Here is a 23,062-nt window from a genome sequence, read left to right as displayed (position 1 = left end):
AGGCGCCTGAGCCTGCTCCGCCCGCCCCGGAGCAGCACCCGCTACGTTCGGCTCTCAAGCCACGCCCGTCGCTTTCCGTCGCCACGAACAGTACCGATTCGCGTCGATCGTCCTTGAGCGGACCCGTGGCTCCGGCCAATAGAGACCGGATAAGAGCCCTGGTGCAGCGAATTAAAAACGAGGCGGTCGGGTTAACCTTCAAGGACCTGGAGAGTACCGAACAGGCGGTCGTCAGAGAAGGATTCCTCGCGGCAAAACATGTGCGCGCCATCTCAATAGCGCTGGAGACGATGAATGCGGGATGTAGTTTCCGTGTTGCCGGAGAACACACGCTTAAACGAATCGGCGAAGGTGCCGAAGCAAAAGGACACGATACGCTGGAGAAGACGCTCAAGCCAGCTACGGTAGACGCGCTCTATTCGCCGACAACGGCCAAAAGCGTTTGGAAAACTGCCGAAGCGGCCGACATTACCGGTTACGTGACTACCCTGTACCCGGACAGGTCCGGCATGTTGCATATGGGACAGGGCGTGGCACGACTGGATGTGTCGGACGTTCCGGCAGAGGAAGAACTTATCGATAGACTCGGTTACGCGGGCACCAATCGGGCCCTTCCCATTGACCTGAAAGATCTGGAATCGTTGAAAGCGTCCCTTCAGCCGCTCAAGGATGTGAGAGATTGGAAGACGCTGCCGCTGACTGGAGACTACGATCTCCACGATATGTTTTCACTGACGGGGAGACGCAGCACGGTTCCTTCGGGCAGCACGGAGGAGACCGCAATAATTGACGCGATAAACGCCGCGATCAGCACGGTCGACCCGGATCGGCGTCCTGCCGGCGACAGGAACAGGAGACTCGTGCAGCACGGCCCTCAGGTCAACTATGTCGCTTTCATGCTGAACGAGGAACCGACGAGTGTCCTGAATCAGCATGTTGCCGCCCCGAGCTTTCCGGTAGCCATGTATGTTGCAAACACAGGGTGGAAGATCGTCAGGGATCACACCGAACTCGCGAACGAATATAAAAAGAACGGCGTCAACCTCAAGCAGACCTGGACTCCGAGGGGCAGTCTTAGCATTCCGAGCACCCGACAATCTTCGCTGTCCATAGGGGAATCGGACAAGCGGTACTAGCCGCTCAACCATGCCATGCCCTCGGCAAGCGAGCCGGATTGCCGCCTGCTCGAAGCCGGCGGTCTCACAGGCATGGTGCGGCGGGCGCCCGAAAATTTGCGCCGCCCTCATCAGATTCTGCGCGCAGTCAGTGTTTTCCCTCATATCGATTCGTCATGCAAATCGCCGTGCGCGACTAGAATCGATCGACAGCCGTACTTCCATTCCACAAGAAAAGAGGAGATACCATGGCGAGTCCCGCAGAACCGCTCCGCCAGCCCGGCGCCGGCGTGCCGCCTTCCGCGTTCGAAGAAGCGACCTACCGCAAGGTCACATGGCGGCTCGCGCCGCTGCTGATGCTCTGCTATATCGTCGCGTATCTGGACCGCGTGAACGTCGGCTTCGCGAAGCTGCAGATGAGCACCGACCTCGGCCTGAGCGACGCCGTGTACGGCTTCGGCGCGGGAATTTTCTTCATCGGCTATTTCATCTTCGAAGTGCCGAGCAACGTGATCCTGCACAAGGTCGGCGCGCGCGTGTGGATCGCGCGGATCATGATCTCGTGGGGCATCATCTCGATGCTGACGATGTTCGTCACCACGCCGACGATGTTCTACGTCATGCGCTTCCTGCTCGGCCTCGCCGAAGCGGGGTTCTTTCCCGGCATTATTCTGTACCTCACCTACTGGTATCCGGCGCATCGGCGCGGACGGATCACGACGTGGTTCATGACGGCCATTGCGTTATCCGGCGTAATCGGCGGACCGGTGTCGGGCTATATCCTCAAGAACTTCAGCGGCGTGAACGGCTGGCACGGATGGCAGTGGCTGTTTTTGCTCGAAGGGCTACCGTCGGTCATCGTCGGCGTGCTCGTGTTCGTCATGCTCGATGACCGGATCGCGAAGGCGAAGTGGCTGACGCGCGAAGAACAGCAATTGCTCGAAAGCCAGGTATCCGCCGAAGAAGCGGCCAAGCATGACATGCCGATCCGCCAGGTGCTCACGAGCGGGCGTGTGCTGATGTTGAGCCTCACCTACTTTTCGTTCGTGATGGGACTGTATGGCGTGAGCTTCTGGTTGCCGACGATCATCAAGGCGACCGGCGTGACCGATGCTTTCATGATCGGCCTGCTCTCGGCGATTCCGTTTGCGGCGGCGGTCATTGCGATGGTGCTGGTGGCGCGCAGCGCGGATCGGTCGCGCGAGCGGCGTTGGCATATTGCGTTGCCGGCGTTCGCAGGTGCCGTGGGGCTGGTGTTGTCGGTTGTCTGGGCGCATAACACCGTGCTTGCGATGGCCGGGTTGACACTGGCCACCATGGGAATTCTGACCACGCTGCCGCTATTCTGGAGTTTGCCGACTGCGATTCTGGCAGGGACGGGAGCGGCTGCGGGGATTGCGTTGATCAATTCGATCGGGAACCTGGCGGGCTTTCTGAGTCCCTATGCGGTCGGGTGGTTGAAGCAGGCGACCGCGGCTAACGATTCGGGGATGTATATGCTGGCGGCTTTTATGGTGCTGGGTGGATTGCTCGCGGTGAGTGTGCCGGCCAGGCTGGTTAACAGGTAGTGCTTTGGGCCTGTGTCCGGAATGGATGGCTAGCGGGACTTCGCATCAGTCGACCGATAGTGTTTGCCCGCGATCCACCAAAACAGCATGCCGCCAACCGCACCGGAGGGAACGAGGAATCGCCCCACGCTGAATAAACCCTGGAGCCAGGTCACATCCTTCTCGTCTGGTGGATCGGTGTACCAGTGAACCGAATTGAAGAATTCAATGTGAGCTCGAACGGCCAGCATTCCAAGGGCAATTCCCGCGAGCAGATAAAAGATCCAGTTGCGAATCCTGAACGCCCGCGCCAGCAAGGAGAGCGCGGCACAGGGAAGTGCGGTGATCCCGATAGCGAACATCCACGATACGGCAAACATCAGCACTAGCATCACGACAAAATGAATCGCTTTCGTTGCGAGCGAGTTATTTGTTGCGCTTTCGAAACTGGCTACTCTGCTCAGCATGGCTAGCAGCACGAATACGAGCGTTCCTATGGTTACGCTCGCGAGGTATCCGGCCAGTACGCGCTCCGCGGTGACGTTCTGTCGTGACGGTTCTGGTTGCATCTGGCGGTGGTGAGTTCGCTGTTGTCGAATGGGTAGTAGGTCCGGACTTCCGGGAACTACATGAATTCATTTTTTTGCGTTCCTATCCACTACGGTACATCGATGCCCATCGTCCCATCAAAAAACCCAATATCGCTGCCACGAAACAAAACGCAGTGAAGCGTACCGTCGATCTCAACCCGCGTGCAATGTTCTCTTCCGCGCGTTCCTGTGTCAGTTTGTAGACTTCGTCGCCATTCGCAGTTAAACGGACAGGGTGAGAGTCACAAAACTCCATATGCAAAGCGGAGCCGGATGTCAGACCTTGCAGCATCTCCACTGGGAATGGAGCGTGAGTATGCACGCCTTGCGCCGCCAACAGAAACGAACCGCCTTCATTGACAAGGAATGCTCTCACACCTCCGAATCCCTCACGGACATACAGCGTCCCATCCCAGCTCACCACATCGCATGGCAGGCCAACCGGTTTTTCGTACCATAAACCGATCGTGAGCGAAAGTGCGGCCACCCCTCCCAATAACCCGTACAAGTACAAGAAAATCCCCAGTATTTTCATCGTCGCGATCTTTTTGTATGGTTTCGTCTGTCGATGCCGTCAGCCCAAGTTCAACTGACACGCTGACGATTGTCTGCGATCTAGCCCAGACTGTCGATTGACCACTGATGGTCGCACCACGTCTCACGACCGGAAACGGCAATAACCTCCCCCCAACTCGCATGCCCGGTTCCGAAAGGGCAAGTTTGCGTCCGCGCTCACTCGTGTAACATCGACACGACAATCCAGGCGTTTAGCATTGTTAAACCGGGAAGAAAAATGATCCGTGCCAACCTTCTCTTCGCCACCTTATGTCTTGTGACCTCGCTGGCGCACGCGGCCGGTTTTCAATTCATCGAAATTCCGGGCAACGGATCGCTTCAGCCTCTCAAAGGAGCCGTCTGGTATCCGTGTAGTCAACCGCCTCGCAACGAGAAATTGGGCCCGTTCGTGCTGTCTGTTACCAGGGATTGTCCGGTCGCCGGCGAGAAGCTGCCACTTATCGTTATATCGCATGGCAGGGGCGGTACTTTCCTTGACCATAGCGACACGGCCGCAGCACTGGCAGATGCAGGCTTTGTGGTCGCGGCGATAAACCATCCTGGTGACAATGCGATGGACAAGACCCGCATCAACGATTTCCCGGTATTCGTCGAGCGGCCGGCGGATATCAAGCGTCTGGTCGACTTCATGCTTGGCTCATGGACCGCCGCAGCCAGGATCGACGCAAACGACATCGGCATCTTCGGTTTTTCGCGCGGTGGATATACCGGGCTCGTCGCCGTGGGTGCCAACCCTCGCTTTGGGAAGAACCTGCGTCTATGCGACGGGGTGAATACGCCGCTCTGCAATCAGGTACATCAAGGAGAACTCCCTGAACTCGTCCATGATCCGCGTATCAAGGCGGCAGTGATTGCCGATCCAGTCAGCGTCTTCTTCACGAAAGACAGCTTTTCCAATGTGAAGATACCCGTGCAACTTTGGAGATCCGAATTGGGTGGCGGCGGAGTGACGCCAGAAAGCGTCGCGAACGTCGTAGGCGAAATACCGACGAAACCGGACGTTCATCTCGTTCCCCACGCCCAGCATTTTTCCTTCATGGCACCCTGTTCGGCTGAATTCATGCAGGCGGCACGAGAAATCTGCGTCGACGGACTGGACTTCGACCGTATCTCTTTCCACAAAGAATTTAACGCTGACGTGCTGACGTTTTTTCGCAAGTACCTGACGGATACGAGTACCGCCGGGTAGAACATGTTTTCCCGATTCCGACAGCGGCGAAATACGCGGTGCGGCGTGAAGTGAATTCGACCTTGACCGTGCCGTTACGTCGGGTCAAAGCAAAGAGTAATGCGCCGGACGTGTGGCAACGGCGCACGGCTTCCGATCGAGTTTCCGCGATTGTGCAAACGAACAGGGCTATGCCAAATGCATGACAACGCGCTGCCGCAATCGTGCCCAAGGTAAGCTTGAGACATCAAGAGGTCGTGAGTGACGGCACGGTCATACCCGGGTACATCGCCGCGAACATTACAAAGCCCCAAACGCCAATAACCGGCCGCAAACCGAAACTCCCTAAGCGATCCAATAGGTCAGCGTGTAGTAGTGTTTGCCGCTCTCTCGCCGTATCAGCAATTGGCCTCTGATTCCCGATAACTCGCCGGTTCCGGAACCGGGCACGATGTCGATACGCAACGCCTCGCGCCCGGCGTCCATTTCGCCGAAGTGGGCCAGCGCGAAGCTACCACATCGGCCGTCCAACGAGCCTTCGAATGATTCAAGCGCGACGTACGTCGCTTCGCCCTCGCGCGGCTTGCCGGCGGTTAGCATTTCCCCGAGCGCCTGGCCCTTCAGCCCGCCGTGGTACGCTTTTTCGATAACGTGGCGTCCGATAGGCGCAGCATGGGCGGGAACGGCAACGCTATCGGGCGGGGCGATTTTCACGTCGAATGCGCCCGTGGCGACCAGCGGTTCTTGGTCTGATGGAGTCACGCTCATGGAACCTCTCACAAGGAATCTGCGGCAATAGCCGAGGCAGCGCTCACGTCGCGAATCAGGAATGCACGCATGGCCTCATCATCGACCCAAACGCCCGCGCTGTCTTGTACAAACCCGACATCCGGATTCGGAGCCGCCCTGTCGCAGCGCGCCGTGCTGCTGCCGCAACATATCGGCCAGACATTCCAGCTCAGCCGTTATCCGGTCGGCGAATCGCTGGCCCCATGGGCCGAATTCCACTGGATCGTAGAGTGGGACCTGCCTGAAGCCGACTGTCATCTTCAACAGGTCCTGCCCTATCCGAACGCCAATCTGGCATTCGAGGCCGGGCAAACCGCGATTCATGGACCGTCGCGCGGCCTCTTCACGCGGGAATTGCGCGGCCGTGGAAGAGTGCACGGCCTGCGCTTCAAATGCGGCGGATTACGTCCATGGATCGAGTGTCCGATGTCCGCACTGCGCGATACCGTCGTACCGGCAATACATTGCATGCCGCACGGTTCGGACATCGCACGAATCGAGGCGCAAGTACTGAATGCCGCCCATCACGACGAAGCGATCGCACGGGTCGAGGCGGTATTGTCCGAGCGACGGCCACCATTCGACCCGTGGGTGGAGCGCCTCGACACGGCGGTTCACGCAATCCAAGAAGACCGCGACATCACGACGACACGCGCGTTGCTGCAGCGCCTCAACCTGAGCGAACGCGCCATGCAGCGAGTCTTTTCGAATTACCTCGGCGTAACGCCAAAGTGGCTCATTCAACGCGCGAGAATTCACGACGCGTTGCAATGCCTCGCAGTGGAGCATGAAACACCGCTCGTGCAGATCGGCGCACGTCTGGGCTTTTTCGACCAGGCGCATTTCACTCGCTGCTTTCGGCAACACACGGGCCAGTCGCCGCAGCAGTATCGCGAGGCGCTGCACACCGAGTCGCGGGTCCGATCGATAGGCGAGTGAGCGGTCATAGTCGAAGCGAAACACGCCCAACCTCAGTGGGACGAAACGTAAGTCGCATCCGCGAAAGCTGCCGGAATGGCGAAGCCTTCGAGCATACGCTTCGCCTCCGCCGCCGGCGTCAAGCCGAACAGGCGCTTGAACTCCCTGCTGAATTGCGATGGGCTCGTATAACCCACGGCATGGCCCGCCGCCTCCGCCGTCAGGTCCTGGCGCACCATCAGCAGGCGAGCCTGATGCAGACGCGTCGACTTCAGGTACTGCATCGGCGACACCTGCGTGATTGCCTTGAAGTGGCTGTGAAAGCTCGGGACGCTCATACCCGCTTCCCCGGCCAGTTGCGAGACGTCGAGAGGTTGCGCGTACTCGGCGTGGATCAGGCGGAGTGATCGGCCGATCCTGCCGAACTGCCCCCGCATCGCCAGCGCCTCTCGCATCGAACTCCCCTGAGGCCCGGTGAGCACACGGAAATACAGCTCGCGCAGCAGTTGCGGCCCCAGCACGGCGGCTTCGAGCGGCCGGTGCATCGCCTCGAGAAAGCGCAATACGGACGCCCGCATCGCATCGTCCATCGGTGTCGACATCATGCTCTGAGGCGTTTGCACCGGCTCCGCTACGCCTTCGCGGTCGATTTGCGCCGCCAATTCGGCGGCCATGGCGAAATCGAGGTGCAAATACAGGGCGAGCAGCGGGCGCTCCTGCGTTGCGTCGGTTTCCATGCTGAACGGAACCGGCGCGGACACCGCCAGGTAGTGATGCTCGTCGTACAGATAGAGCCGGTCTCCGAAATAACCGCGCTTACGGCCCTGGCAAACGATCACGATGCCGGGATCGTACAAAACCGGCGTGCGCGACAACGCACGATTCGAACGCAGAATACGGACGCTCGGCAGTGCCGTCAGGTTGTAGCCCTCTGCGGGAGCCAACGCGCGCAGCAGCGCAACCATGCGTTTCTGGCTGTGGGGGAGTCGATCCGTGTGGCGAGTAGAAGCGAGCTTCGCGCTCATAGTTTTATGCAAGAAAAACAGTGAAATTCGGCTTATTCAGCCTCGCCCGTCAGATTACCATGCATGCTCAATCGACATTTGGGAGAAGCTTCGATGGCATCCAGCAAAATCCTGCTCATCACCGGCGTCAGCAGCGGCTTTGGCCGTGCACTCGCACAAGAAGCGCTGGCAGCAGGTCACAAGGTGGTCGGAACCGTGAGAAACGCACAGGCGAAGCATGATTTCGAAGCGCTGTCCGCGAGCGCCGCTTTTGGCCGCGTGCTCGACGTAACCGACTTCGACGCCATCGATGGCGTCGTGGCGGAAATCGAGGCAAACGTGGGGCCCGTTGACGTCCTCGTCAACAATGCCGGTTACGGCCACGAGGGCGTCATGGAAGAATCGCCGCTGTCGGAGATGCGGCGGCAGTTCGACGTGAATGTGTTCGGCGCCGTCGCGATGATGAAGGCCGTCCTGCCTTTCATGCGTGAGCGGCGACGCGGCCACATTCTGAATATGACGTCGATGGGCGGCCACATCACGATGCCAGGCATCGCTTACTATTGCGGCAGCAAATTTGCTCTGGAGGGTATTTCCGAAGCCCTTGGCAAGGAGGTCGAATCTTTCGGCATTGCCGTGACAGCCGTGGCGCCGGGTTCATTCCGCACCGACTGGGCAGGCCGCTCGATGACGCGAACGCCCCGCTCCATTGCGGATTACGACACCGTCTTCGACCCCATCCGCAAAGCCCGCGAGGAAAAAAGCGGCAAGCAATTGGGCGACCCGAGGCGCGCGGCCCGTGCGATGCTCGCGGCGATTGCCGCAGATCATCCGCCCGCGCATCTTCTGCTCGGCAGCGATGCACTCGGGCTCGTGCGAGACAAACTGTCCGCATTCGCGGATGAAATCCGTGCATGGGAAGCCGTGACGGTCTCGACGGACGGCTGAAGATCGCGAGCGGGCCGCCGCGGCCGTGCACGATTCCAGCGCATTGCGCGCGATGCGAAGGACATCTCGCGCAACCGTATCGCCGCGCGAGCCCGCGCCCTACTTCACCGGATCATCCCGCAACACCGCCCCTTCCTGCTGCGAAGTCGCCAACGATCTCAATGCAGGTATCAGCCGAATCACGAACTTCTCCAGTTCCACCACGAGGAAAAACAGCACGCCGCCGCAAACGAGCCACATCCAGGCCGACAAGGGCAAACCTTCGGTATGGAAGATCGCCTGAAACGGCAGCGTATATGTGAACAGAAGCTGCAACACCACGACACCGGCAATCCCGTACCAGAGATAGCGATTGCCCCGATGCGCGCTCACCGACAGCGACGCATCGAGCAGATGCCGGATGTTGAGCAGATAAAACACCTGGCCCAACGTAATCGCGTTGACGGCCGCCGTGCGCGCCATCTGGTCCGACGCCCCCTGCCCCTTCATCCAGAAGAACGTCGACAGCGTATAGAGCACGAGCGCCGCGCCCACGAAGAGGATGCGCCAGATGCCGAAGCGCGTGACGATCGGCCGGTCGATCGCACGCGGCGAGCGGCGCATCACGTCCGCCTCGTGCGGCTCGAACGAAATGGTCAGGCCGAGCGCGACCGACGTAATCATGTTGACCCACAGTATCTGCGGCGCCGTGATCGGCAGCGTGAAGGCGAACAGGATCGCCACCGCGATCACCGCGCCCTGCGCGACATTGGTCGGCAGCATGAACAGCATCGCCTTCTCGATGTTGTTGTAGACCGTGCGCCCCTCCTTCACCGCCGCGGAGATCGACGCGAAATTGTCGTCGGCGAGGATCATCCCTGCCGCCTCCTTCGTCACCTCGGTGCCTTTGATGCCCATCGCGACACCGATGTCCGCCTTCTTGAGCGCGGGCGCGTCGTTGACGCCGTCGCCCGTCATCGCGACGATCTGCCGGTTCGCCTGGATCGCCTTGACGAGCCGCAGCTTGTGCTCGGGGCTCGCGCGGGCGAAGACGTCGACGTCGCGCACGCACTCCTGCAGCGCCGCATCGTTCATCGCCTCGATCTCGGTGCCGGCGACGGCCGTCCTGCCGTCGCCGATACCGAGCATTCTCGCGATGGCCGCCGCCGTGATCTTGTGGCCGCCCGTAATCATCGTGACACGGATGCCGCCGCCGTGGCATTCGCGCACGGCGTCGATGGCCTCTTTGCGCGGCGGGTCCATCAGGCCCACGAGGCCGAGCAGGACAAGCGTGCGCGGCAGGTCCCGCGGACCCAGGCTCCCGGTTCGCAGGCCCGGATCCGGCAGCCACGCCAGCCCGAGCACGCGCTCGCCTTGCGCGGCGAGCCGGTCCCCCTCGCGGGCGAAACGCTCGCGATCGAGCGGCGCCGCGCCTTGCGCGCTCTGCTGCCGATCGCAGTGCTCGAGGATCACTTCGGGGGCGCCCTTGACCAGCAGCATCTCGCCGTCTGCCGAACGGTTCAGCGTCGCCATGAACTTGTGCTCCGACTCGAAGGGAATCGCGTCGATTCTCGGCGCGGCGGCAGTCTCGGCCGCACGGTCCATGCCGAGCTTGACGGCGAACGGGTAAAGCGCGCCCTCGGTCGGGTCGCCTTCCACTTTCCATTTGCCGTCTTCCTCGAACAGTTCGGCATCGTTGCACAGCAGCGATACGCGGCCCATCAGCCCGAGCACGTCCGGCACGGTGCCGAGCGGCTCGCCGTCGGCCCTGACCTCGCCCTCGCTGGCGTAGCCGTCGCCGGTCACGGTATAGGAGGCGTCCGCCGTCACGACAGAGGCGACCATCATCTCCATCAGCGTCAGCGTGCCGGTCTTGTCCGAGCAGATGCGCAAGACGGCGCCGAGCGTCTCGACCGCCGGCAGGCGGCGAATAATTGCGTTGCGCTGCGCCATGCGCTGCACGCCGATCGCGAGCGTGATCGTGATGAGCGCCGGCAGCCCTTCCGGAATGACCGACACCGCAATCCCGACGATGGCCTGGAACAGCTCGACGAACGTCATATGTCCGAGCCAGTGCCCCCAGGAAAACAGCAGCACGCTGACACAGGCGATCACGGCGGTAATCACGTAGCCGAACTTCTTGATCTGACGCAGCAGCGGCGTCTCCAGCACGCTGACCTCGGCGAGCATCTGGTTGATGCGGCCGAGTTCCGTTTGGCTCCCCGTCGCCACGACGACGCCGGTTGCCCGGCCCGACAGGACCATCGTGCCGCAGAACGCCATGTTCCCGCGGTCGCCGACCGTGGCTTTGGCGGGCACGGTCGCGGTGCTCTTCTCGGCCGGGACGGATTCGCCCGTCAGCGCCGCTTCTTCCGTGCGCAGGTTCCTCGCATCGACGAGACGCATGTCCGCCGGAATCCGGTCGCCCGATTCCAGCAGCACGATATCGCCCGGCACGAGTTCATCGGCGGGGATCAGGCGAACCGCCGCGCCACGCAGCACGCGCGCCTCGGCGGACAACATGTTGCGAATCGAGTCGAGCGCTTTCTCGGCGCGCCCTTCCTGCAGAAAGCCGAGCAGCGAATTGAGAAGCACGACGGCCAGAATGACCGAGCCGTCGAGCCACAGGCCCAGCATGAACTTGACGAAGCCGGCCGCGAGCAGCACGTAGATCAGAATGTTGTGAAGCTGCGCGAGAAATCGTGCGACCGGCCCTTTCTTCTTGCCCTGCGGCAGACGGTTCGGGCCATAGGTGGCGAGCCGCCCGCTTGCCTCTGCGGCATCGAGGCCACGCGCGGAATCCACGTTGAACTGCCGCTCGATTTCGTCGGCCGGTAGCGCATGCCACGGCGCCGCATTCTCGACTGAACTCATCCTCGTCTCTCCCTCTCTCTCCCGGTTTCGGTGATGCCGGTGATGTCTGGTCAGGGACCGCTTTCAATGTCCGGAATCGCCCCCTGCCAGTGTCTGTTTCGTCGCGTCCGCGGCTTCGGCGCCGAGTTCCTCTCTCGCCGCGGCGAGGTCCTTCATCTGCTCCTGCGTGGCTTTCGGGTAAGCGAGGTCGAGCTTCTCGACAGCCTCGACGATCGCAGCCGCAACGACGAGCCGCGTAAAAGGTTTGTTGTCGGCGGGCACGACGAACCACGGTGCCGCCTCCGAAGCCGTCGCGCGAATGGCCTCTTCATAGGCGTGCATATAGTCGTCCCAGTAGCGGCGCTCGCGAATGTCGGCGGCGGAAAACTTCCAGTGCTTGCCGGGATTGTCGAGACGGTCCATGAAGCGCTTCTTCTGCTCCGCATACGACAGGTTCAGATAGAACTTGAGAATGACCACGCCCTGGCGCGTCAGATAGTCCTCGAATCGCGCGATATCGGCGAGCCGCTCGTCCCATATATTGCTGCCGATCCGTGCCGGCGGAATCTTCTGCGCATCGAGCAGATGCCGATGCACGCGCACCACTAGCACTTCCTCGTAGTACGAACGGTTGAAAATGCCGATGTGCCCACGCTGGGGCACTTTCCTGCCATAGCGCCACAGAAAGTCGTGCGAGAGCTCTTCGGCCGACGGCTGCTTGAACGAGAAAACATCGCAGCCCTGCGGATTGACGCGCGACATGACGTGCTTGATCGTCCCGTCCTTGCCCGCCGCGTCCATGGCCTGGAACACCAGCAGCACCGACCAGGAATCCTGCGCGTAGAGCACCTCCTGCTCCATCGCAAGCCATTTCGAGCCGCGCTGGAGCAGTTGCAGCGCCTCGGCCTTATCCATTTTGAGTCCCAGCGTCTCGCCGGGATCGAAATGCTTCAGCGAGAAATCGCTGCCGCTCGTGACGCGAAACGGCTCGGTGTACGTCCGCAACGCATCGAGTATGTCCTTGCGAACCATTGCCCTTTCTCCACGACACCTGCAACCGGTTGCACGATTCGCGGATTGCCGTCCGGGCCGCCGAAATGCGAAGCCTGTCCGGACAGCATCGCAACCTCAGTCGTACTACTCACGACTTTTGATAATAGGTCACGTCTGATGTATCGCTGCAGATATTTGGCGAGAGTCGCCCGTCGCTCTGACCTCGCAGCGAACGTGGCCTACGTCGCGCGCCGCTCGCGGTCCGGATGGCTTGCGGCAGTGCAGCCATCATGGGTGACCAGAGCCCAAGCGAAGACTGGCAACGACAAACCCGCGTCTATCACGCGGTGCAAAAAGAAATGGCCGCAGCATCGGCTGCGGCCATCGGGTAGCGGTTCGAGAGGCTTGTGCGGCTCAGCGGCTACGCCATGATGCGAGCCTCATCAGGTCACATTCATCGCCAGCGCGCTCTCGCGATAATGCTGGCTCGCTTTCTCGGTATCGCCAAGCTGCTCGTGCAAACGCGCAAGCGCGCGATGCGAGCGGATCTTCAGCGTCTCGTTATCGGCAAGCTTCAGCGCGCGTTCGAGGAACGATTGCGCCTTGCCCCACAACTGCTGATGCAGGCACAGACGGCCCAGGGTGAACATCAGATCCGCATCTTCGGGACGATCCTTCTGCCAGGCTTCGGCCTTCTGGATCAGCGGCAGCGCATCGCCGCCGGCCGTGTCCGGATAGCGGCGCAGCAGGCGCGCGTCCCAGTTCTGCGCGAGCGCTTCCTCGACGATCTTGCGCGCGTCCTGCGGACGATTCAGCGAGACGAGCAGTTCGGCGGCGGTATCGGCGAGACGCGGCGAATGACGCTCGACCGCCGACAGCGAGTTCCACAGTTCGAGCAGCGCATCGGCGTTGTGACGACGATCGCGCAGCAGATTCTCGGCCGCCAGTTGACGCAGCCGCACCGCCACGGCCGGATGGATCGCCTCGCGCTTCTCCAGCGTCTTGACGAGCTTGAGCACCTCGCCCCAGTTCTTCAGTTGCTGCTGCGCGCGCAGCATGATCTGTTGTGCATGAATGCGCCGCGCGCCCTGCGATTGCATTTCGGTCAGCGCGGTGAGCGCGCCGTCCGCGTCGCGGCCGTCGGCGCGCATGTCGGCGGTCGCCATCAGGCGCGCATCCTGCCAGTCGGCTTCGTCGATCTGCGCGAGCCATTCGTCGCGCCGCGCATATTCGTGCATGCGATGCGCGGCCGTGGCCGCGATCAGGCCGGCCGCGCCCTTGTTGTCGCCGTTCGCGAGCGCGTCTTTCGCGGCCTTCTCGGCACGCGAGAAACGCCCCGCGTAGAGGTTGCCGATCGCGTCGCGCAACGACGCATGCGCTTTCGCGACGCGCGAGCGCGCGCGGTACGCGGCGACGCGCTGCGGCATGCGCCAGATATTGCGGATGATGCGCAGGAGCGCATACAGCACGATGAACAGCACGACGATCGCGACGATGAACAGATTGAGCGACATGTCGACGCGATACGGCGGATAGACCAGCAGTATCTGCCCCGCGTCGAAGCGGCCGACCACCGCGAGCACCACCGCGATCACGAACAGCAGCGCGAGCCAAAGAAGTCCCCGGATCGCCATGATTAACCCCGGTTCCGGTATTGATTGACGGCCTGCAGGCTCGTGTCGAGGTTCGGCAGTTCGACCGCGGCCGAGCCCGTATCGACCTGCCTGACGAGATCGATCACTGTTTGCGTCTCTTTCGACGAAGCGTCGAAGTAGCGCGTGAGCGCCGTCTGCGCCGCCTGCAGGTCGGACTTCAGCGTGGTCTGGTTGCGCGAGAGCAGCGCGAGACGCGCCGACAGCAAACGCAGCTTCAGGTTCTCGCGCACGAAATAGCCCTGGTCGGGCGAGACGAGCATCGCGTCGGCATGGTCGATGCGGCGCACCTGCACGAGGCTCGTCAGTTGATCGCCGATGCCGTGCGTGACCTCGTCGAACCACACTTCCCAGCGCGGCTTGCCGGTGGCCGCGGCCACCTTCGCGGTGTCGGCCCACGTGGCCGCGTGCGGCGTCGCATGCGGAATCGGCGCCTCGCCCGAGAGCGGCAGGTTCGCGACGTGGTCGATTGCGTTGTCGAGCTTGATCGCGAGACCGGTGAGATCGGTCGACGGCGCGGCCTTCAGCTTGTCGATGTCCTGCGCGATCGCCTTGCGCACCGCCACCGCCTGCGGGCTGTCCGACGCCGCGAGGCGCGTGTCGGCGCTTTGCAGCGCGAACAGCGCGAGCTGCGTGTTGCCGGTCAGCTGCAACTGCTGGCTCGCCGCCGACAGCATCTGCCCGACTTCGGCGAGCGTCCAGTCGTCGCGATTGCGCGCGAGATCGGCGTATTGCTGTTGCAGCGCCTGCTGCGCGGCCTGCGCATCGGCGAGCTTGCCCTCGAACTGCGCGACCTGCGAGTCCGCCTGATGCACGCTGGCGAGCGCCTGGTCGAGCTTGATGCGCAGCTCGTTGGTCTGCGTGTCGTTGGCCTGCTGACGCTGCGCCAGCGCCTGCTCGGTGCGCACGAGCTTGCGGTTCATCGCGAAGCCGCCCACGCCGACCGCGCACGCCAGGATCACGACCACAAACCACAGCAGCGGCCCGCTCATGCTGCGGCGCTTGTGCGCTTCGTACGGCGTGAAGGGTTGATTCGGCGGCAACGCGGCGGTTGCGGACGGCTGGGGTGCGGCGTTCGTGGAGGCGTTCGTTTCAGTCATGCGTGATTGAGCCGGGTTGGTCGATACCGGTTGGACGACGGGGGGCACGGAAGGCACGGCGGCCGCGGTGACGAGCGCGCGGACTATGCGCTCGTCGCCCGCGCCGGACACCGTCATCCTATCAAAACCCAATGCCCGCGCGGTCTGCGCGATGCGTGGATGAGGCGCGACGAGCGGCGCGTGTTTGAGCTGTGCGATCTCGCTCGCGTTGAGGTGGTCGTGCGCAAGCTCTTGCAGGTTGCGCACGCCTTCGGAACTGGTCACGAGCCATGCGTGCGGCCGGCCCGCGAGCAGTTCGTGCACGCGCGCCCAGGCGCCGATGGGCGGCTCCGGCACGACGCGCCGGTACGCGGCGACCGTCTCGACTTCGACGCCCGCTTCGCGCAGGCGGTCGGCGAGCCATTCGCGGCCGCCGTCGCCGCGCACGATCAGCACGCGCTTGCCGTCGAGCGCCGCCGTGCCGAGCTGCGCGTCGAGCGCGGCGAAGAGGCCCTCGGAGTCGAAGCTCGCCGCTTCGTCGTCGGCGCCCGCGGCCGGGCTGATGACGCGATGCCCCGGCGCGCCGATGCCGTGGCGCGCCAGCGCACGCACGCTGCCGGGACCGACCACGCCGATCGGCAACGCGTGCGGCCAGATGTCGTCGCGGTGCGCAAACGCGTGATCGACCGCGTTCGGCGAGACGAAGACGACGAGCGCATAGCGTTCGAGCGACGCGAGTGCGGCGCGCAGCGGCGCAGGGTCGATGACGGGGGCGATGTCGATTAGCGGAAAGTCGAGCGTCGCGAGGCCGGCCGCTTCGAGCTGCCCGACGAGCTCGCTCGACTGGCCGGCCGGCCGCGTGATCACGACCGTGAAGGACGCCTGCTCCGGCGTGCCCGAGGCCATCACTCGCCGGCCGCCGCGCCGTTCGCGGCGGGGGTTGCGGGGCTGCCTGCTATGTCACCTGCCGCGTCGCTTGTGGCATCACTTGCGGCAGCACGCGCGGCACTATCCGCCACAGTCGGGCCGCTGGCGGTGCTGAGCGCCCGGACGATGTCGAGCGCGCCCTGCCCAGCAAGCTCGCTCGCGACCTGCTGGCCCAGCGCGAGCGCGCGCTCGATGCTCGGCGCGGGCGCCGATGCCTGCGCGCTCAGTACGCGCTGGCCGTCGGGCGTCGCGACGATGCCGCGCAGATGCAGCGCGCCGTCATGCCAGGTCGCATACGCGGCGAGCGGCACCTCGCAACTGCCGCCGAGCGCGCGCGACACCATGCGCTCGGCTTCGACGGCGGCCGCCGTATGTGAGTGATGGAGCGGCGCGAGCCACGCGGCGAGGTCTGCTCGATCGGCGCGAATCTCGATGCCGAGCGCGCCCTGCCCCGCGGCCGGCAAGCTGTCCTGAGGATCGAGCAGCGCGCGGATGCGCTCGCCGAGACCCAGACGCTTGAGCCCGGCCGCGGCCAGGATGATCGCCGCGTAATCGCCGCGATCGAGCTTGGCGAGGCGCGTGTCGAGATTGCCGCGCAACGGCCGCACGTCGAGATGCGGATAACGCATGCGCAGCATCGCCTCGCGGCGCAGGCTCGAGGTGCCGACCACGGCACCGGCCGGCAGCGCGGCGAGCGAGTCGTATTGATTGGAGACGAGCGCGTCGCGCGGGTCCTCGCGCTCCATGATCGCGGACAGCGCGAAGCCCGCGGGCAGCTCCATCGGCACGTCCTTCAGCGAATGCACCGCGAGGTCGGCGCGGCCATCGGCGAGTGCGGCTTCGAGTTCCTTGACGAAGAGGCCCTTGCCGCCGACCTTCGAGAGCGTGCGATCGAGAATCTGATCGCCGCGCGTCGTCATTCCGAGGATTTTTACGTCACAAGATGGATATAATTTGTGCAGCGCACATCGCACATGCTCCGCCTGCCACATGGCAAGGCGGCTCTCTCGCGAAGCAATCACAAGCGTGTGGGGTGGCGCGGCAAACGTCTCGGTGTTCATTAGCTTGCTGATCGAATCTCGGGATGGAATAACAATCAATGTTAGCACGCGCCCCTGCTTGCGCCCTTGCACCAAAGGCACGGCCGGGCGCCAGGCAGACGCGGTATCGATGGAGGAGACGGGCTGCGCGCGGCAAGCGCCTGCCCCATTCCGGCTCGTCACGCACGGTCGTTCGCGCATCGCGCGGCGGCATGCGCGATGATGCAATGCGGCGTAACCGCGTGGGCGGCACGCGCCGCGCGTTCAGTGCGGCCTCGCCTCATGTGTCGTGGCCCCTCTCTCCATCCGGCGTCGGCAGGGCTCATGCGGCTCGTCGCGGGCGGTTCGTTTTGCAGGCCCGCCTGCCGCCGCGCCTTGCCGTTGCGCGTTGTCGTGCGCCTTGCAGTTCTCTTTGCTGTTCTAATTGCAGTCCCGTTCGCAGTCCCTGTTGCACGCTGTTCACGTTACTCGCAGTCCACGTTGCACATTCTGTCGCAGTTCCGCAGTTGCAGTTCATCACTCAACAGACCCTGGCTTCCCTGAGGAAACCCATCGTGACGTCTTCCGGATCGGCGCGCCCTGACCGCCGCAACACTGCTTCGTCCAACGCTCGCCCGGCCCATGCCGCGACGCCGGACGCTTCCGCTGCCTCTGCCGCAGCCCTCGCCGACTCCACCGCGCACGGCACGACGTCGGCCTTCGCTCAACGCGCCGACCAGTGCACGGAACAGCGCACGGAAAAACGCCCGGGCCAACGTGCCCTCGCCGCGCAAGCCGCCAAGGCGCCGAAAGCCGCGCGCACCGCCGTGTCCGTCAAAGCGGAAAAACCCGTGAAGACAGCCAAAGCCAGCAAGGCTGAAAAGGCTGGGCAAGCCGCAAGCTCCGCCGATGCACGCAAGCCGGCCAAGGTCGCCAACACCGATGCGAACGCCACCGCTTCCGCGAAAACCGAAGCGGCCGCGAGCGACGCAGCCCAACCGCGCGCCGCCAAAAAGCCGAAGCTGAAAGCCGTCGCGCAAGCCGCGGGCGCAGGCGCCGCCGTCCCCGCCGCCAAAAGCACGGCCCGCACGCGCGAGGACAAGGACCATCCGCTGTTCCAGGACATCCGCTATCTCGGCCGCCTGCTCGGCGACGTGCTGCGCGAGCAGGAAGGCGACGCGGTGTTCGACGTCGTCGAAACGATCCGGCAGACCGCCGTGCGTTTTCGCCGCGAGGACGACAGCGCCGCCGCGCAGACGCTCGACAAGAAGCTGCGCACGCTGACGCCCGAGCAGACGGTCAGCGTGGTGCGCGCGTTCAGCTACTTCTCGCACCTCGCGAATATCGCCGAGGACCGCCACCGCAACCGCCGGCACCGGATTCACGCGCTCGCGGGCTCGGCCTCGCAGCCGGGCACGATCGCCTATGCGCTGGAGCGGCTCGTCACGGCGGGCGCGGCCGCGACGCCAGTGCTGCAGCAGTTCTTCAACGACGCGCTGATCATGCCGGTGCTGACCGCGCACCCGACCGAAGTGCAGCGCAAGAGCATTCTCGACGCGCAGCACGACATCGCGCGGCTGCTCGCCGAGCGCGACCAGCCGCTCACCCACCGCGAACGCTCGCACAACGAAGCGATGCTGCGCGCGCGCGTCACCTCGCTCTGGCAGACGCGCATGCTGCGCGACGCGCGTCTGAGCGTCGCCGATGAAATCGAGAACGCGCTGTCGTTCTATCGCGCCACCTTCCTCGAGGAAATCCCCGCGCTCTATGGCGACATCGAGGACGCCCTCAAGGAACACGGCATCGAAGCGCGCCTGCCGCCGTTCTTCCAGATGGGCAGCTGGATCGGCGGCGACCGCGACGGCAATCCGAACGTCACGGCCGACACGCTCGAAAACGCGATCACGCGCCAGGCCGCGGTGATCTTCGAGCACTACATGGAGCAGGTGCACAAGCTCGGCGCGGAACTGTCGGTGTCGAACCTGCTGGCCGGCGCGAGCGATGCGCTGAAGGAACTCGCGGCCATCTCGCCGGACCAGTCGCCGCACCGCACCGACGAGCCGTATCGCCGCGCGCTGATCGGCATGTACACGCGGCTCGCGGCCAGCGCGCGCGTGCGGCTCGGCGAAGGCAGCGTGCCGGTGCGCAGCGCCGGGCGCGGCGTGGCGCCGATCCGCGCGATTCCCTACGACGACGCCGCCGACTTCGTGCGCGACCTGCACGTGCTGATCGATTCGCTCGCCGAGCATCACGGCGCGCCGCTCGCGGCCCCGCGTCTCGCGCCGCTCACGCGCGCCGCCGAGGTGTTCGGCTTCCATCTCGCGAGCATCGATCTGCGGCAAAGCTCGGACATCCACGAAGCGGTGATCGCCGAACTGCTCAGACGCGCGGGCGTCGAGGCCGATTACGCGGCGCTCTCCGAGGCGGACAAGCTCGAGGTGCTGCTCGCCGAACTCGCGCAGCCACGCCCGCTGCGCGTGCCGTACGCCGAGTACTCGGACCTCGTGAAGAGCGAACTCGGCGTGCTCGAGGAAGCGCGTATCACGCGCGAAAAATTCGGCGCGCGCGCGGTGCGCAACTACATCATTTCGCACACGGAAACGGTCAGCGATCTGGTCGAGGTGATGCTACTGCAAAAGGAAACCGGCCTGTTGCGCGGCCGTCTCGGCGACGAGCACGATCCGGCGCGCGCGGGCCTGATGGTGATTCCGCTCTTCGAGACGATCCCCGATCTGCGCAACGCGCCGCACATCATGCGCGATCTGATCGCGCTGCCGGGCGTCGGCGCGCTGATCGAACACCAGGGCAACGAGCAGGAAGTCATGCTCGGCTATTCGGACAGCAACAAGGACGGCGGCTTCCTGACCTCGAACTGGGAGCTGTATCGCGCCGAGCTTGCGCTCGTCTCGCTGTTCAACGAACGCGGCGTGACGCTGCGCCTGTTCCATGGCCGCGGCGGCACCGTCGGCCGCGGCGGCGGCCCGACCTATCAGGCGATCCTCTCGCAGCCGCCCGGCACCGTCGACGGACAGATCCGCCTGACCGAGCAGGGCGAGGTGATCGCGAGCAAGTTCGCCAACCCCGAGATCGGCCGGCGCAATCTGGAAACGGTGGTGGCCGCGACGCTCGAAGCGTCGCTGCTGCCGCAAGGCAACGCGCCCGCCGAGCTGCCCGTGTTCGAGGAAACGATGCAGCAACTGTCCGATACGGCAATGGCCGCGTATCGCGCGCTCGTCTACGAAACGCCGGGTTTCAAGGAGTATTTCTTCGAGTCGACGCCGATCGCCGAGATCGCCGAGCTGAACATCGGCAGCCGGCCCGCCTCGCGCAAGCTGCAGGACCCGAAGCAGCGCAAGATCGAGGACCTGCGCGCGATTCCGTGGGGCTTCTCGTGGGGCCAATGCCGTCTGCTGCTGACGGGCTGGTACGGCTTCGGCAGCGCGGTCGCCGCGCATCTCGACAGCGCGCCCTCCGATGCCGAACGCGCGCGCCGGCTCGCGCTGCTGAAGAAAATGCACAAGACGTGGCCGTTCTTTTCGAACCTGCTGTCGAACATGGACATGGTGCTCGCGAAGACCGACCTCGCGGTCGCGTCGCGCTACGCCGCGCTCGTCACCGACAAGAAGCTGCGCAAGCACGTATTCGAGCGCATCGTCGCGGAATGGGAGCGCACCTCGAAGGTGTTGTCCGAGATCACCGGCAAGGGCGATCGGCTCGCGGAAAATCCGCTGCTCGCGCGCTCGATCAAGAACCGCTTCCCGTATCTCGATCCGCTCAATCACTTGCAGGTCGAATTGCTCAAGCGCTATCGCGCGGGCGATACGAACACGCGCGTGCGACGCGGGATTCGTCTGAGCATCAACGGGATCGCGGCGGGCTTGCGCAATACGGGTTGAGGCTGAAGCGGCGGTTTGAACCGGGGTTTGAACCGGGGTTTGAACCGCTGTTTGCCGTCGAAGCGCAAGCGGGCTTGACGCACCAATGCGGAATCATCGGTGCAAGCGGTGCATTCAGCCCGCGATACGCAACACACGCCGGGGGTGGCCAGCAAAGGCCACCCCCGGCTTTTTTCATTCAATGCGCGTCGATCATCAACGCGTCGAGCTTGAACGAGTGGTCCGCCTGCACGTCGAAATACTGGCGCACTTCGTCGGGCGCGTGATCCCACAGCGAGCGGATCGCGACGATGCGCGGCTCGGGCGTGCGCATGCGCGCGACCCACGACTTGAATTCGAGGTCGATGCGCCAACGCTCGCGAATCGACGCCTTGAAACCGGCCGCGGCGAACAACGCAATCCACTCGTCGGCGCGGTAATCGCGGATATGCGAGCCGTCGCGCAGTAACTCGATCGCCTGGATATGCGTATCGAGCAGCGGGTGATCGATGCCCGCGATATCGATGAACAGCACCTTGCCGCCCGGCTTCAGCACACGCCGCACCTCGGCGAGCGCGAGCGGCACGTCGTGCCAGTGATGCGCGCTCATGCGGCTAATCACCCAGTCGAACGCATGAGCGGCGAACGGCAGCGTTTCGGCCGCGCCCTGCTGCGTGCGGATGTTGGCAAGGCCGCGCTCTTTCGCCGCGCCTTCGACGGTCGCGAGCATCTGCGGCGCGATGTCGTAGGCGACGACCTCTTTCGCATGCGGCGCAACCGCGAAGCTCGCGTGCCCCGCGCCGCAGCCCATGTCCAGCACGGTCACGCCCGGCGTCGCGGCGATGGCGTCGGCGAGCGTACGCAGATCGGCGCCGCTCGCATGGGTCTGACTCGTCAAGTAAGCGGCGGCGGTCGAGCCGAACGCGTCGGCGACCTGATCGTGATGCTTCATGGGTGGCTCCGTTAGGGTGAGATGGCGACGCGCCGTGGGGTTTCCAGCCGCTACAATAGAGCCGGTCATGTACCAGTACAAGTTAAGCAATTATTCTGGTATCTCTATTACCCCCTCCACGCGCAGCCCGCCAGCATGACCATGCAGCCCACCGCCGATCACCCGCCACCGCTCGACGCCACGCCGGCCCGCGCGCTCGGCGACTTCATCCGCGCCCACCGCGAGCGGCTCGCGCCGCAGGCGGTCGGCCTGCCGCCGGGGCCGCGCCGCCGCACGCCCGGTCTGCGGCGCGAGGAAGTCGCGCAACTGTGCGGCGTGAGCCCGACCTGGTACACGTGGATCGAGCAGGGCCGGCCCGTGTCCGCTTCCGCCGACGCGCTCGCGCGCATCGCGGTCGCGTTGCAGCTCTCGCGCGCCGAACGCGCCTATCTGTTCGAACTGGCCGCGCAGCGCGATCCGGCCGAGCCCGACCCGGCCGCCGCCGATGCCCCCGCCACGCTGCTGCAAACCGTGCAGCTCGTCAGCTCGCCGGCCTACGTGCTCGACCGGCAGTGGAATGCGCTCGCCTGGAACGAGCGCGCGGCCGAGCTGTTCGTCGGCTGGCTCGACGGCGCGCACGACCGCAATCTGCTGCGCTACACGTTCACCGAGCCAGCCGCGCGCGCGTTGATCGTCGATTGGGAAACGCGCGCGCGGCGGCTGGCGGCCGAATTCCGCGCCGACTCGATCCGCCATCTGAGCGATGCGCCGACGCACGCGCTGATCGATGCGCTGTCCGCCGCGAGCGACGAGTTCGCGCGTTACTGGGCCTCGCAGGACGTCGGCGGCCGCGAGGGCGGACGGCGCGAGTTCAATCATCCGCGCGACGGGCGCCTCGTTTACGACCAGATCACGTTCAAGCCCGCGCATCGCGAGGATCTGAAGCTGGTGGTGCTGGTGCGGGAGTAGGCTGGCGGCTGCCCGTCGCGGCGCAGCCTCAAGCGCGCGCCCATCGCCGCTGCGCCGTTCGCCGTGCTCCTGCCCCGTCTTGAGCGCCCACGCCCGGTGTTAAAATCGTCGTTTCTCCTCGCTGCGGCGC

17 protein-coding genes are annotated in these 23,062 nt (G+C 64.2%); 7 read left to right on the top strand and 10 right to left on the bottom strand.

Annotated features, from left to right (window positions below):
• The first annotated feature begins 125 nt into the window (after window positions 1–125).
• Both F3J19_RS01900 and F3J19_RS01895 read left to right on the top strand, forming a co-directional pair.
• Window positions 126–1,136 (top strand): hypothetical protein, encoded by a 1,011-nt coding sequence (locus F3J19_RS01900; RefSeq protein WP_167036791.1) that lies wholly within the window; start codon window positions 126–128, stop codon window positions 1,134–1,136.
• A gap of 227 nt (window positions 1,137–1,363) precedes the next feature.
• On the top strand, window positions 1,364–2,683 hold the full coding sequence (locus tag F3J19_RS01895) for an MFS transporter (protein ID WP_167036788.1): 1,320 nt from the start codon (window positions 1,364–1,366) through the stop codon (window positions 2,681–2,683).
• A 29-nt stretch (window positions 2,684–2,712) separates the two neighbouring features.
• Here the strand turns inward: F3J19_RS01895 and F3J19_RS01890 are convergent, their stop codons facing one another.
• Window positions 2,713–3,231 carry a hypothetical protein gene (locus F3J19_RS01890; RefSeq protein ID WP_167036785.1) on the bottom strand — a complete coding sequence of 173 codons (519 nt, stop codon included), beginning with the start codon at window positions 3,229–3,231 and terminating at the stop codon, window positions 2,713–2,715.
• Between the two features lie 82 nt (window positions 3,232–3,313).
• Complete coding sequence (locus F3J19_RS01885; RefSeq protein WP_167036783.1) at window positions 3,314–3,787, bottom strand: hypothetical protein; 474 nt, start codon at window positions 3,785–3,787, stop codon at window positions 3,314–3,316.
• A 258-nt stretch (window positions 3,788–4,045) separates the two neighbouring features.
• On the opposite strand from F3J19_RS01885, the gene F3J19_RS01880 reads away from it, so the two are divergent.
• Window positions 4,046–5,017, top strand: coding sequence for a dienelactone hydrolase (locus tag F3J19_RS01880; RefSeq protein WP_167036780.1), 972 nt, complete (start codon window positions 4,046–4,048; stop codon window positions 5,015–5,017).
• A gap of 324 nt (window positions 5,018–5,341) precedes the next feature.
• Here F3J19_RS01880 and F3J19_RS01875 read toward each other — a convergent pair whose 3' ends face one another.
• Window positions 5,342–5,764: a DUF3224 domain-containing protein gene (locus F3J19_RS01875; RefSeq protein ID WP_167036777.1), complete on the bottom strand. Its 423-nt coding sequence runs from the start codon at window positions 5,762–5,764 to the stop codon at window positions 5,342–5,344.
• A gap of 69 nt (window positions 5,765–5,833) precedes the next feature.
• Here F3J19_RS01875 and F3J19_RS01870 point away from each other — a divergent pair, with 69 nt between their 5' ends.
• Window positions 5,834–6,724, top strand: coding sequence for a helix-turn-helix domain-containing protein (locus F3J19_RS01870; protein ID WP_167036774.1), 891 nt, complete (start codon window positions 5,834–5,836; stop codon window positions 6,722–6,724).
• A 32-nt stretch (window positions 6,725–6,756) separates the two neighbouring features.
• Here the strand turns inward: F3J19_RS01870 and F3J19_RS01865 are convergent, their stop codons facing one another.
• Complete coding sequence (locus F3J19_RS01865; protein WP_167036773.1) at window positions 6,757–7,728, bottom strand: AraC family transcriptional regulator; 972 nt, start codon at window positions 7,726–7,728, stop codon at window positions 6,757–6,759.
• A gap of 93 nt (window positions 7,729–7,821) precedes the next feature.
• On the opposite strand from F3J19_RS01865, the gene F3J19_RS01860 reads away from it, so the two are divergent.
• Entirely contained in the window at window positions 7,822–8,655 is an 834-nt protein-coding gene (locus tag F3J19_RS01860) for an oxidoreductase (RefSeq protein WP_167036770.1), read from the top strand.
• Between the two features lie 99 nt (window positions 8,656–8,754).
• Here the strand turns inward: F3J19_RS01860 and F3J19_RS01855 are convergent, their stop codons facing one another.
• The 5 genes from F3J19_RS01855 to hemC form a co-directional block, all read right to left on the bottom strand.
• Complete coding sequence (locus tag F3J19_RS01855) at window positions 8,755–11,508, bottom strand: HAD-IC family P-type ATPase (protein ID WP_167036768.1); 2,754 nt, start codon at window positions 11,506–11,508, stop codon at window positions 8,755–8,757.
• A 63-nt stretch (window positions 11,509–11,571) separates the two neighbouring features.
• The gene (locus F3J19_RS01850) at window positions 11,572–12,519 is read right to left on the bottom strand and encodes a polyphosphate kinase 2 family protein (RefSeq protein ID WP_167036766.1); all 948 of its coding nucleotides are present in this window, start codon (window positions 12,517–12,519) and stop codon (window positions 11,572–11,574) included.
• A 404-nt stretch (window positions 12,520–12,923) separates the two neighbouring features.
• Window positions 12,924–14,114 carry a heme biosynthesis protein HemY gene (locus F3J19_RS01845; protein WP_167036764.1) on the bottom strand — a complete coding sequence of 397 codons (1,191 nt, stop codon included), beginning with the start codon at window positions 14,112–14,114 and terminating at the stop codon, window positions 12,924–12,926.
• Window positions 14,115–14,116: 2 nt separating this feature from the next.
• Window positions 14,117–16,117, bottom strand: coding sequence for a fused uroporphyrinogen-III synthase HemD/membrane protein HemX (gene hemDX, locus F3J19_RS01840; protein ID WP_167036762.1), 2,001 nt, complete (start codon window positions 16,115–16,117; stop codon window positions 14,117–14,119).
• Window positions 16,117–17,199 carry a hydroxymethylbilane synthase gene (gene hemC, locus F3J19_RS01835; protein WP_167036760.1) on the bottom strand — a complete coding sequence of 361 codons (1,083 nt, stop codon included), beginning with the start codon at window positions 17,197–17,199 and terminating at the stop codon, window positions 16,117–16,119. Before hemC ends, hemDX begins: the two co-directional genes overlap by 1 nt.
• A gap of 533 nt (window positions 17,200–17,732) precedes the next feature.
• Between hemC and ppc the strand changes: the two genes are divergently transcribed.
• Window positions 17,733–21,053, top strand: coding sequence for a phosphoenolpyruvate carboxylase (gene ppc, locus F3J19_RS01830; protein ID WP_167036758.1), 3,321 nt, complete (start codon window positions 17,733–17,735; stop codon window positions 21,051–21,053).
• A 178-nt stretch (window positions 21,054–21,231) separates the two neighbouring features.
• Here the strand turns inward: ppc and F3J19_RS01825 are convergent, their stop codons facing one another.
• Entirely contained in the window at window positions 21,232–21,984 is a 753-nt protein-coding gene (locus F3J19_RS01825) for a class I SAM-dependent methyltransferase (protein ID WP_167036755.1), read from the bottom strand.
• A gap of 135 nt (window positions 21,985–22,119) precedes the next feature.
• Between F3J19_RS01825 and F3J19_RS01820 the strand changes: the two genes are divergently transcribed.
• Window positions 22,120–22,932: a helix-turn-helix transcriptional regulator gene (locus F3J19_RS01820; protein ID WP_167036754.1), complete on the top strand. Its 813-nt coding sequence runs from the start codon at window positions 22,120–22,122 to the stop codon at window positions 22,930–22,932.
• Window positions 22,933–23,062 lie beyond the last annotated feature (130 nt).

Origin of the sequence: Burkholderia sp. Ax-1724 (genome assembly GCF_011752995.1) — a bacterium.
Classification (GTDB): domain Bacteria; phylum Pseudomonadota; class Gammaproteobacteria; order Burkholderiales; family Burkholderiaceae; genus Paraburkholderia.
Note: the sequence above shows the minus strand (reverse complement) of the source record. Positions and strands in the feature narration are given on the sequence as shown.